Annotated in this window: 10 protein-coding genes; 2 read left to right on the top strand and 8 right to left on the bottom strand. The window is 62.1% G+C overall.

The genetic code is table 11. From position 1 onward, the window contains the following. Positions 1-4: 4 nt before the first annotated feature. The 4 genes from D0Y60_RS01060 to D0Y60_RS01045 form a co-directional block, all read right to left on the bottom strand. Positions 5-271: an aspartate-semialdehyde dehydrogenase gene (locus tag D0Y60_RS01060; protein WP_117366285.1), complete on the bottom strand. Its 267-nt coding sequence runs from the start codon at positions 269-271 to the stop codon at positions 5-7. Between the two features lie 145 nt (positions 272-416). After that, positions 417-1,247: an ABC transporter permease gene (locus tag D0Y60_RS01055; protein WP_117366284.1), complete on the bottom strand. Its 831-nt coding sequence runs from the start codon at positions 1,245-1,247 to the stop codon at positions 417-419. Next, positions 1,244-2,047: an ABC transporter permease gene (locus tag D0Y60_RS01050; RefSeq protein ID WP_117366283.1), complete on the bottom strand. Its 804-nt coding sequence runs from the start codon at positions 2,045-2,047 to the stop codon at positions 1,244-1,246. The genes D0Y60_RS01055 and D0Y60_RS01050 overlap by 4 nt, the downstream gene beginning before the upstream one ends. A gap of 170 nt (positions 2,048-2,217) precedes the next feature. Continuing rightward, positions 2,218-2,997, bottom strand: a complete 780-nt coding sequence (locus D0Y60_RS01045) for an ABC transporter substrate-binding protein (protein WP_117366282.1) — start codon at positions 2,995-2,997, stop codon at positions 2,218-2,220. Between the two features lie 336 nt (positions 2,998-3,333). Between D0Y60_RS01045 and D0Y60_RS01040 the strand changes: the two genes are divergently transcribed. Both D0Y60_RS01040 and D0Y60_RS01035 read left to right on the top strand, forming a co-directional pair. Next, positions 3,334-5,436 (top strand): OmpA family protein, encoded by a 2,103-nt coding sequence (locus tag D0Y60_RS01040; protein ID WP_117366281.1) that lies wholly within the window; start codon positions 3,334-3,336, stop codon positions 5,434-5,436. A 176-nt stretch (positions 5,437-5,612) separates the two neighbouring features. Further along, positions 5,613-7,688: an OmpA family protein gene (locus D0Y60_RS01035; protein WP_117366280.1), complete on the top strand. Its 2,076-nt coding sequence runs from the start codon at positions 5,613-5,615 to the stop codon at positions 7,686-7,688. Between the two features lie 81 nt (positions 7,689-7,769). Here D0Y60_RS01035 and D0Y60_RS01030 read toward each other — a convergent pair whose 3' ends face one another. From D0Y60_RS01030 to D0Y60_RS01015, 4 genes are all read right to left on the bottom strand, one after another. Continuing rightward, a complete protein-coding gene (locus D0Y60_RS01030) occupies positions 7,770-9,458 on the bottom strand; it encodes a sulfatase-like hydrolase/transferase (protein ID WP_117366279.1) in 1,689 nt (562 codons plus the stop codon). A 251-nt stretch (positions 9,459-9,709) separates the two neighbouring features. Continuing rightward, positions 9,710-10,240, bottom strand: a complete 531-nt coding sequence (gene mobB, locus D0Y60_RS01025) for a molybdopterin-guanine dinucleotide biosynthesis protein B (protein ID WP_117366278.1) — start codon at positions 10,238-10,240, stop codon at positions 9,710-9,712. Further along, complete coding sequence (mobA, locus tag D0Y60_RS01020) at positions 10,237-10,872, bottom strand: molybdenum cofactor guanylyltransferase MobA (protein WP_117366277.1); 636 nt, start codon at positions 10,870-10,872, stop codon at positions 10,237-10,239. Before mobA ends, mobB begins: the two co-directional genes overlap by 4 nt. Positions 10,873-10,941: 69 nt before the next feature. Next, positions 10,942-11,847 (bottom strand): DMT family transporter, encoded by a 906-nt coding sequence (locus D0Y60_RS01015; RefSeq protein WP_117367000.1) that lies wholly within the window; start codon positions 11,845-11,847, stop codon positions 10,942-10,944. Between the last annotated feature and the right edge of the window lie 106 nt (positions 11,848-11,953).

Here is an 11,953-nt window from a genome sequence, read left to right as displayed (position 1 = left end):
CCCATCAGTTGATGATGAACTCGCCCTTCAGCGCGCGCCACTCCGTCGCCGAGATCAGGCGGCGGTGGATGTAGCGGACGGAGTGGATGGGGCCGTCGAGCTTTTCCTGCCAGAATTTCAGGAAACTCTTCATTTCCGGGAATTCAGGGGCGAGATCGTAGTGCTGCCAGATATAGGTCTGCAGGAACTGCTGGTGATCCGGCATGCGGTAGAGGATCTGGGCCGTGGTCATGCCGTAGCCCTTGAGCTGCATTGCCATGTCGTTCGTCATAGGGACCTCATCGCGTGATGAATGGTGGTCCCTATGATTGAGCGCCCGCAAGGTTAACGAGAGCTTAAAATGCCGTAGCGTGAACAAAGATTTCTTGCGAAATCAAGGTCTTGGCAGCACGCGTTTTGGAGTGCTGCCAAGAATGTCATCGCTTCAGGTGGCGCGTCAGGCGGGTTTCGAGCCATGCCCAGATGTTGCGCAGCAGTTCCACCATCAGCAGATACATCAGCGCGGCCCAGAGATAGGCCTGATAGTCGAAGGTGCGCGAGAAGGCGAGGCGGGTTTCGCCCATCAGGTCGAGAACGGTGACGATCGCGACGATCGCCGAGCCCTTGATCATCAGGATGATCTCGTTGCCATAGGGGCGCAGCGCCACGATAAGGGCCTGCGGCAGGATGACTTTGAAGAAGGCGACCTTCTTCGGCAGGCCGAGCGCATCCGCACCCTCATGCTGGCCGCGCGGCACGCTCTGGATGGCGCCGCGCAGGATTTCGGCCTGGTAGGCGGCGGTGTTGAGCGTGAAGGCGAGAAGCGCGCAGTTCCAGGCATCGCGGAAGAACCACCAGACGCCCATGGCCTTCAGCTCGGCGGAGAAGCTGCCTAGACCATAATAGACGAGGAAGAGCTGGGTGAGCAGCGGCGTGCCGCGGAAGAAATAGACATAGCCGTAGGCGATCCACGACAGGACCGGGTTCTTCGACATGCGCGCAAAGGCGAGCGGCAGCGAGATGAGACCGCCAAGTACGACCGAGCAGACGACCAGCAGCAGCGTGACGCCGAGACCGGAAAGGTAGTTCGGGCCGTATTTCGCGAATTTTTCCGGATCCCAGCCACCGACGATCATCATGAAGATGCCGATGGCGAGCGCCAGCCAGACGCCGAGGAAGGCATTCCCGAAGAAGCGGCCGGCGGTGAAGGCCTTTGGCGGCGCCGGCGGCGGAGCCTGCGGCTCGATCAGCGTGGTGACGAAGCTCATCGTGCGGCCTCCGAACGCTTGGCCCAGCCCTCGATGCCGGAGAAGACCAGCGAAGAGAGGAAGGCGAGGACAAGGAAGAGCACGCAGGCGATCATGTAGAACTCGAAGGCTTCCTTGGTGACGCGGGCGGCGACGCTCGTCTGGCGCAGGATATCCGGCAGGCCGACGACGGAGACGAGAGCGGTGTCCTTCAGCAGCGCCATCCACAGATTGCCGAGGCCGGGCAGGGCGACGCGGATGAGCTGTGGCAGGATGATGAGCTGCATGGTGCGGCCGTGATGCAAGCCGAGCGCATAGCCGGCCTCGTACTGGCCGCGCGGAATGGCCTTGAAGGCCGACAGCAGCACTTCCGAGCAATAGGCGGAAAACACCATGGCGAGCGCGATCATGCCGGCGAAGAAGGCGTTGATCTCGACCGTGCCCTCGTAGCCGATAGCGGTCATGAGGTTCTGCACGACGATCTGCAGGCCGTAATAGATGATGAAGAGCGTCAGAAGCTCCGGCAGCCCGCGGAAGAGCGTGGTGTAGATATTGGCCGAAAGCCGGAGCGACTTTTCTTCCGACTGCTTCGCCAGCGCGATGAAGAAACCCAGGAAAAGCCCGACGGGCAGCGTCGCGATGGCGAGGCTGGCCGTGACGAGGAAGCCGAAGGCGATCTCGTCGCCCCAGCCCGCGGCGCCGCAGGCGAGCAGCGTGTTGCTCGCGAAAAGATTGAAGATGCCGACCGGACCGCAGAGGGGATCGATGATCCCCAGAAATGCGGATACCGCCTCGACGATGGCGGTGAAGAACCCGCTCATGCCAGAATTACCCCCGATGCGCGTTTTACGCTTCTTGTTGCGGCGCTTTCCGCGCCCGTTTTCTTTATGTGCAACTTCTCAAACAAAAGGAGCGGGAGAGCAAGCCCTCCCGCCCGTGCATTCTGGTGATGGGGTCAGAAAAAACCCGCATAAGCCGGATGTGTCGTGCCTTACTCGCCGTAAACGTCGAAGGGGAAGTACTTGGCGTTGATTTCCTGGTACTTGCCGTTGGCGCGGATCGCTGCGATCGCCGCGGTGAACTTGTCGGCCAGCGGGTCGCCCTTGCGCACCGCGATGCCCGCGCCTTCGCCGTTGATGACCGGGTCGATCGGCAGCGTGCCGAGCAGCTTGCAGCAGGCGCCGGCGTCGGTCTTCAGCCATTCCGAGAGCACCACGACGTCGTCGATGGCGGCGTCGATGCGGCCGTTGGCGATGTCCAGCTTATACTCGTCCGAGGTGGGGTACATCTTGAGCTCGGCATCCTTCATATGCGCCTGGGCATAGTTGGAATGCGTCGTGGACCCCTGGGCGCCGAGCGCCTTGCCGGCGAGCGCCTCGGGGGTCGCTTCCTTGATGTCGGAATCCTTCGGCACGATGATGGCCGGCGGAGTGTTGTAGTACTTCTTGGAGAAGTCGACTTTTTCCTTGCGCTCGGCGGTGATCGACATGGATGCGACGATGGCGTCGAACTTCTTGGCGATGAGCGCCGGAATGATGCCATCCCAGTCCTGCGTCACGAAGGTGCATTCGGCCTTCATTTCCTCGCAGAGCGCCTTGGCGATATCGATGTCGAAGCCGGTCAGCGTGCCGTCGGCCTCGAGATTGTTGAAGGGCGGGTAGGCGCCTTCCGTGCCGATCACGATCTTTTCGCCTTCAGCCATCGCGGAGGTCGCGAAGAGGGCGATGACCGCAGCCGAGGCTGCGAGCGTGAAACGTTTGGAAATACGCATTGTGATCCTCTCTGTTGAAGGCTCTCGGGTTTTTCTTGTTGTCCGGGCCTTGAATGGAAGCGGGCAGGCCTGCCCGCTTGGGTTGGATAATCGAACTGTTTCTCATAAAAAATCAACTGCTTTTCCGTCGCGTCCGCGTCCCGTTTCCCAGACAATTTTATAGCCGCCACTGGTCTTGGCGACGGCGCGACCTATCTCGCCGATCGATCAGGTCGTTCAGGCGCGGTTCACACCTGGCTGACTAGGCCTGTACAGGAAACGGGCGTTGCCGGCCGGCCGCAAGAGCCGGAAAGCAGCGCTTCACAGAGATAGACGGGACACCGTGAGGACAGAACGATGACTTTCCGCTCCAGACTTTTCGCCACCGTGGCTCTGCCCCTGCTGTCAGCCTCGCTGATTGCAACGCCGACGCTGGCCGACGCGCTTGTGAAATCCTTCGACGTGGCCCAGGCCAGTGACGAGGGACAGCCGAGCGAGGAAGAGCTGCTGAAACAGCAGCAGGAAGAACAGCAGCGCGCCGAGCAGGAAGACCAGCAACGCCAGGCCGACGAGCAGAAGGCCGCTGAAGAAGAACAGCAGCGTCAGGCCGACGAGCAAAAGGCTGCCGAAGACCAGCAGAGGGCCGAGGAACAGCAGGCCAAGGAACAGAAGGCCGCTGAAGAAGAACAGCAGCGTCAGGCCGACGAGCAGAAGGCCGCTGAGGACCAGCAGCGGCAGGCCGAGGAACAGAAGGCGGCTGAAGAAGACCAGCAGCGCCAGGCTGATGAGCAGAAGGCTGCCGAGCGGAAGGCTGCTGAGGATCAGCAACGTGAAGCCGACGAGCAGAAGGCTGCCGAGGACCAGGAGCGGCAGGCCGAAGAACAGAAAGCCGCTGAAGAAGAGCAGCAGCGGCAGGCCGATGAGCAGAAAGCCGCTGAGGATCAGCAGCGTCAGTCTGATGAACAGAAGGCGGCTGAAGAAGACCAGCAGCGTCAGGCCGATGAGCAAAAAGCCGCCGAGGATCAGCAGCGTCAGGCCGACGAGCAGAAGGCCGCCGAGGAGCAGCAGCCTCAGACCGACGAGCAGAAGGCTGCCGAAGAGCAGCAATCCGAGCAGCCTGCCACCGAACAGAACCAGCAGGCCGGCGAAGAAACACCCGCCACCGAACCGGTGCCGGAGGTGGTCGACACGCTGACGGAAGAGCAGAAGCAGGAGATCGCCCAGGATCCCGCCAAGACCGATGAGACGGTGGTCTTGCCGGTCGAAAATGGTGCCGCCGTGCTCGATAGCGACAAGGACGCCGACAATGCGGGCGGCCAGAAGAGCCGCGACAACCGCCGCAAGCAGCGTGAGGAACAGCGCGCGCAGGAAGAAGAGGTGCCGGTTCCCGACACGGACGACAGCGCGCAGGCGGCGATTTCCGAAGAGGTGCGCGAGGCGGTGCCGGGCCGTATCGAGGCGGCTATCAAGGAGGAAGGCAAGCGCGTCGAGGAGGCGCCGGAGTTTGTAGTTCCCGAGACCACAAATATCGTCAACAACACGGTCATCAACAACACGACGATCGTCAACAACAACAATACGATCGACAACAGCGTCACGCAGGTCAATGTCATCGAGCGCGTCGAGAACCGCACGGTTCTGGAGGTAGGCGACCAGCTGATCGTGCGCGGCGACGATCGTCCGCGCCTGCGTCGTGATTCCGAGAACGTCTTCTACGACAACCTGGCGCGTGGTCGTGTGCGCGAAACGATCCAGCGCCCCGGCGGCATACGCATCGTGACGATCTACAATCGTTACGGCGATATCATCCAGCGCTCGCGTGTCGGTCGTGACGGGCGTGAATACATCCTCGTCTATGCGCCGGAACTTGAGGACGATGCGCCGCGTCCGGGTCTTGTCGATGTCGGCTACGAGCTGCCGCCGATGCGCCTGCGCATCCCCGTCAGCGACTACATCATCGACACCTCGAGCAATCCGGACCGTGACTATTACGAGTTCCTCTCCGAGCCGCCGGTCGAGCGCGTCGAGCGCGTCTATACGATCGACGAGGTGAAACATTCGGCACGTCTGCGTGACAAGGTGCGCCGCATCGATCTCGACACCATCACCTTCGCGACGGCAAGTGCCGAGGTGCCGATGTCGCAGGCCCGCACGCTGCGCAGCGTGGCCGATGCGATGCAGAAGGTCCTCGACAAGGATCCGGGTGAAACCTTCCTGATCGAAGGCCATACGGATGCCGTGGGATCTGACAAGTCGAACCTTGTGCTTTCCGACGAGCGCGCCGAATCGGTCGCCAGCCTGCTGACAGAGGTTTACGGCATCCCGCCGGAAAACCTGCAGACGCAGGGCTATGGTGAGCGCTTCCTGAAGGTGCGCACCGAAGCGGCCGAGCAGCAGAACCGCCGAGTCACCATCCGCCGCGTCACGACGCTGGTGCGCCCCATGGCGAAGGCGAACTGATCGCGCCTTCATGCGTTATCAAGAGCCGCCGGCGTCGTGTCGGCGGCTCTGTCGCATTCAGCGCGGATTCATGTGAGATGGTCTAACGTCGATTCCGACCGGGCGAATATGTGAAAACACGAATTTGCCTCAAACGATTGATCCATTGCCGGAAAATCGGCAAAAGAGGAAACGCCATGGGTAAGAGAACGACACTTCTGGCGACGGTGGCTTTGCCTATCGTCTCGCTTGTCTGGCAGCCGGTTCAGGCCGCGATGATCCGTCCTCCGGTCGTCGACAGCCGCATGCCCAATGTCATCACCGTGCAGGAGAGCGACGGCTCCGAGGAGGAGCGCAAGCCGCGCAAGAAGAAGGAACGTCAGGAAGACGGGGAACAGCAGGGCGAGCGTCGCAAGCCGAATCGCGACAATGCCGGCCTCGGTGATGGCGAGCAGCGACAGGAGCGCCGTAAACCCAACCGCGACAATGCGGGTCTAGGCGATGGCGACCAGCAGCAGCAGGAACGTCAGGAACGGCGCAAAAAGCGCGAATCCGCCGAGGGCGATGATCAGCAACAGCAGGACCGTCAGAAGGCTCGCGAGGAGCGCCGGAAACAGCGCGAAGCGGCCGAAGGTGACGATCAGCAGCAGCAGGATCGTCAGAAGGCCCGCGAGGAGCGCAAGAAGCAGCGCGAAGCGGCCGAAGGTGACGATCAGCAGCAGCAGGATCGTCAGAAGGCTCGCGAGGAGCGCAAGAAGCAGCGCGAAGCGGCTGAAGGTGACGATCAGCAGCAGCAGGACCGTCAGAAAGCCCGCGAGGAGCGTCGGAAACAGCGCGAAGCGGCTGAAGGTGACGATCAGCAGCAGCAGGATCGTCAGAAGGCCCGGGAGGAGCGGCGGAAACAGCGCGAAGCGGCTGAGGGCGACGATCAGCAGCAGCAGGACCGTCAGAAAGCCCGCGAGGAGCGCCGGAAACAGCGCGAAGCGGCCGAAGGTGACGATCAGCAGCAGCAGGATCGCCAGAATGCCCGCGAAGAGCGCAGGAAAAAACGCGAAGCGGCTGAAGAGCAGCAGCGCGAAGAGGACACCGCCGAGCGTCCGCGCCGCAAGCGTGACGAGGATCGCGAACGCATTGCCCGGGATCCTTCCAGGACGAATGAGACGATCGACCTGCCGTTCGTCGATGGCGCGGCCGTGCTCGACAGCGACAAGGATTTCGACAACCGCAAGGGTTCGGCGCGCGAGGAGCGTCGCCGCAAGCGAGCGGAAGAGCGTGAAAACGTCAAGATCCGGATTCCCGAATCCGACCGCGACGCGCAGGTCGGCTGGCAGGACGGCGACCGGGTGCGTTACGAATCCGGTGAGCGCGAGCGTGGCGAGCGCCGCGATCGCCGCCCGCGTTACGAGGAACGGGACGGCTGGCGCGTCGAACGCGAAGTAGATGACCGCGTGGTCATCAACTTCAACGACGGTATTATCGTGCGGTCGGATGACGGTCGCCGCCTGTCGCGCCGGGCAACGGAGACCTACTATGAGGACCTGCCGCATGGTCGCGTCCGCGAGGTCATCGTGCGCCCGAACGGCGACCGGGTGGTGACGATCCGCAGCCGTTACGGCGATGTCATCCAGCGCTCGCGCATCGATCGTTCGGGCAGTGAATATGTCATGTTCTACGCCCCGGAAATCGATCGCGATGCACGGCCGACCTTCGTGGATCCCGGTGAGCGCCTCCCGCCGATGCGCTTGACGGTGCCGCTCGACGACTACATCATTGATACGTCCTCTGATGACAGCCGTGACTACAGCGATTTCCTGGAACGGCCGCCGGTCGAGCCCGTCGAGCGCGTCTATACGCTGGACGAGGTGAAGTATTCGGCGCGTATCCGCGACAAGGTGCGCCGTATTGATCTCGATACGATCACCTTCGCCACGGGTTCCTCGGAGATTTCGATGAACCAGGCGTCGTCGCTGCGCAAGGTCGCCGAGGCGATGAACAAGGTGCTAGACAAGGATCCCGGCGAAACCTTCCTGATCGAAGGTCATACGGATGCCGTCGGCTCGGACGAATCGAACCTTGTGCTCTCGGACGAGCGAGCCGAGGCCGTCGCCAACGTCCTGACCGACGTCTACGACATCCCGCCGGAAAACCTGGCCACGCAGGGTTACGGCGAGCGGTTCCTTAAGATCGACACCGACGGGCCGGAACAGCTCAACCGTCGCGTCACGATCCGTCGCGTGACCCCGCTGGTCAAGCCGGTCGCGATGGCCGAGTGATCGGCGAGGCAAGGACGAAATATGAAGAAGGCCGCCGGAGCGATCCGGTGGCCTTTTTTCCTGGAGCCTATGACGTTGCGGTCAGTTCAGCTGAAGGATGCCGGCATCCATGCGCCGCCTAATATGGCGGTCGACTTCCGCCCTTTCCGGGCAGGTATGGAACTCGCCCCGGCACATGGTGCTGAGAGAGGCGAGATCGTCGAAAACCTCGGAGCTTGGCAAGTTAGTGGCCGCCAGGATGCGAGGGATGAGGAACGGCGCATCCAGCACCTCGAGCTTGCGATAATCGATCGGTGTCCCGAAGCCGTGGATTGAGTAGAAGGTCTCGTAGACGGGCGAGCGGAAGGTTGTAAACGGATTGTCGCCGGTCGCCCGCTCAAGGATATGGGGCTTCGTCGCGATCGACTGGTGATCGCCGAATTCGAGGAAGACGCTCCCCCGTGGGCCGGGATTTTCCTTGATCGTGTCGCGATAGGCTACCAGATCGTTGCGTGAAGCGGTCACGCGGCGCAGATATTCGTTGGCGCCGGCGTCGTTCGCATAGACATGTTCTCCCGCCACCCTCGGCTCGAGTGTGGTCTCGTAGGGCGAGTGTGTGAACATCGTTTGGACCAGCACGAAGAGCGGTCGCTTGTCTGTCTTGCGGTGCTGCGCAATCATGTGTTCGGCTTTTTCGAAATAGCGCGTATCGCGGATCCCCATGACTGGCAGGCCCATCTGGTCGGCGTCGTAGATTTCCTGGAAGCCCAGCGACTTTAGAAACGGGCCTTCATTGATCGAATTATACTGCATGGGCATGAACACGGCGGTGCGGTAGCCGCAATGGCCGAGGATGTCCGGCAGCGAGCCTTTTACCTTGTCCACCAGCAAGTGGTTCACATATGGGCCGAGCCAGCCGAAATCGGCGGTCGAAAGGCCTGTTAGCACTGAGAAATTCGTCATCCACGTCCCGCCGCCGAAAGTCTCCACGAACAGCGGGCGGATCGCGCCGTCGCCTGACTTGTAGGTTTCTGTGACGGCCTGCGGGATGGAAAGCTGCGGGAAGACGAGCGGAGAAGTTTGGCTCTCCGACAGGACCAAAAACAGGTCGGGCTGTTTTTCCGGGCTCGTGCAGAGCGAGCGGTTGACGAAGGGTCGCCCCGCCTCGCCGGGGTCGAGTGGTTGCGCGAACTGCATCGGTTTCATCAGGCCGGGAATGTGCCACAGCGATAGGAAGAAGGCAGACGCGTTGTAACCGCCTATGAACGGCACGAAATCGGCGTCGCGTGTCGTGGGGCGGTGGGCGACGACCGCGGCTACGAGGCTTGCCGCAACGATGCCACTGCGCACGCCGACATCCCATGAGATAGGGGCCTCCCGCCGGAACAGGATCGTCAGGAATGTGACTATGACCGCCAGTCCGATAGCGGCCACAGCGACGGCGGGCAGATAGTAGCGCACCAAGAAGGAGAGCGTCGAGACATCGGAGCCAATGAAGACGACGTCATAGACGTGCAACGCCAGCCCCTTGGAATGGAACTTCATCGCGGAAATGAAGGTGAAGAGGATCGCGACGAGCGTTGCGCCGTAGAGTGAGAAGAACGGGCGTCTGGAGAACAGGAATATGATCGCGGCGAGGCTCAGCGTCGCGGCAAAGTTATAGGGCAGATATCGCCATCGCGTGTCAAAATGTAGGACGAACACAAAGTATAGGACGGAACCCAGAGCAATTGCGTAGGGATTCGTGAATAGGCCGAAACGACCTTGGGATCGGTGTTTTGTGTAGGTCATGATAAAATTCTACGTTTCTACCCAATTAGACCTACCTACAAGGGTATTAAGTTGCAATAAAACCGTCACATAGATTAATTTTTAAGGTTAATTTAACCATGTTGTCGGGTGATTTTGCGCAATATGACGCATCGTGTTCTCAATTCTACACGATGTTGAACCAAAAAATGACGACACTCGATCTGGCCGAGGCATATACGGGATGCGAGGTCCCGCGCCGAAAACCTGCCGGACGAGTTGTGCAGCCTGCGTTAGCGAGGTGACAGCCGGGGCTCGCGAAGGCCCGTGATCGCTACGACGAAATCGGCGATGGCTGCGGTGTCGTCGAGGTCAAAGACGGGCAGGGTGCTGTCTGTGACCGTATGGTCGGCGGCGATGGCGGCGATATGCGGGTCTTCGGGAGCGAGCGGAATGCGGTTGGCGGATTCCAGGCGTCGCGCCTCGATCTTTGGGATCGGCTCGCGCTTGTAGCCCTCGATGAGCACGAGATCGCAGGGCGCGAGGCGGGCGAGGATGTCCTCGAAACTGGGCTCGGGTGCGCCGCGCAGCTCGTGCATGATGGCATAGCGCGTGCCCGAGACGATGGTCACTTCGTGCGCGCCGGCCTGGCGGTGGCGATAGCTGTCGGCCCCGACCTTGTCGATATCGAAATCGTGGTGCGCATGTTTGATGGTCGAGACACTGTAGCCGCGGGCGACGAGTTCGGTGACGAGGCGCACGGCGAGGCCGGTCTTGCCGGAATTCTTCCATCCGGCGATGCCGAAGATTTTGGGACGCGTCATCTCTCCAGCACCCAGAGCCAGTTTTCCGCCTTATCGAGATCGTCGGGCGTGTTGATGTTGAAAAACGGATCGAACTCGCCGCGCGCGGTCTCGATCAGCGGGAAGGTGATTTCGCGCGCCTGGTGGCGTTCGAGATAGCTGCGCACGCGCAGCGCCCCGCCGCCGGAAAGCCACGCGCCGAGATCGTCGGCCAGCGCCACCGGCCAGAGCGCGAAGACCGGGTGGAGGCCGCTGGCCGAGTGCGCGACGGCGATCCTGTCCGGCGTATCGATGACCTTGCCAAGCCGGCTGACGAGATCGGTCGGGAAAAATGGGCTGTCGGTCGGCACGGTCGCGACGTGGCTCGCTTCGGGATGGTGGCGCCTGACATGGTCGAGGGCGGCGAGCACGCCACCGAGCGGGCCGGCGCGGGCGGCGTCGAGATCGGCAAAGACGGGAAATTCCTCGCCGCGCTCGAAGAGCACGGGGCCGTTGGCATTCACAGCGACGGACGAGACCTGCGGCCGCAGCCGCCGTGCGGCGCGATCGATGAGGGCGGCACCGCCGAGACGGATGCGTGTCTTGTCCTGCCCCATCCGCGAGGACAGGCCGCCGGCCAGGATGACCCCGGGTATCGCTTCTGAGAGTGCCATCGTGCTCCCGTCGTGTTGGCTCCCCTTCGGTCTATTCGCTGCAAGGCGCGGTCGCAAGCCTCTGCGATGTCACGGCGATTCGGGCGTGGACTGCTGGGCGATGGGTTCCGCCCGGCGGCGGTTTTCTCGGTAGAAGGTGTAGAGGCCCGAGGCGATGACGATGACGGCGCCGACGGTCATCCAGAGATCGGGCAAGTCGCCGAAGAACAGGAAGCCGATCGCGATCGCCCAGAGGAGGCTCATGTAGCGGAAGGGCGCGACGAAGGAGATTTCGCCGACCCGCATGGCGTTGACGATCGTCTGATAACCGATGAGGAGCAGAATGCTCGCCGCAGCCAGACGCCCGATCACCGCCGGCGACATGGGCTGCCAGCCGCCCATCGGCACGATCAGCGCACCACCGACAAGCGTAATGACGACCGCGGTGATGACGCTGATGAACAGGGTGGAGACATCGCTGCGGATGCGCCGCGTGGCAAGGTCACGTGTCGCCGCGCCGATCATAGAGGCGATGGCGTAGATGGCGGCGAGCGAAAAGCCTTCCGGCCCAGGCCGGATGACGATGAGCACGCCGATGAAGCCGACGACGATGGCGAGCCAGCGCCGCCAGCCGACCTGTTCGCCCAGGAAGAGGGCCGCCCCCAGTGTCACGGCGAGCGGCAGCGACTGGAGAATGGCCGAGATGTTGGCGAGCGGCATGACGCCGAGGGCGGAAATGAAGGTGAGCGAGGCAAAGATCTCCGCCGCGAGCCGCAGGGCGACCGGCGGCTGAAGCAGGATGCGCCAGGAGCCGAGCGCGCCCATCCGCCAGGCGATGACCAGCACCAGCGCACTCGTCATCAGCCCGCGCACGAACAGGATCTGGCCCGTGTTCATCGCATGCGTGACGGATTTCACGAGGGCGTCGTTGCAGGTGAAGGCCGCCATGGCGATGGCCATGAACAGGGCGCCCCTGGCGTTTCCGGTAAGGTTCATCGGGTGTGATTCCGCGAGATTGGTCTTTCCCTCATAAGCCGAACGCGCGTGGCCTGCCATCATCCTCAAGGCTGGAACAAATAGGGTGATTGGCGAAAGAAGCGGC

It is taken from the genome of Shinella sp. WSJ-2 (assembly GCF_003432075.1).
Taxonomy (GTDB): domain Bacteria; phylum Pseudomonadota; class Alphaproteobacteria; order Rhizobiales; family Rhizobiaceae; genus Shinella.
Note: the sequence above shows the minus strand (reverse complement) of the source record. Positions and strands in the feature narration are given on the sequence as shown.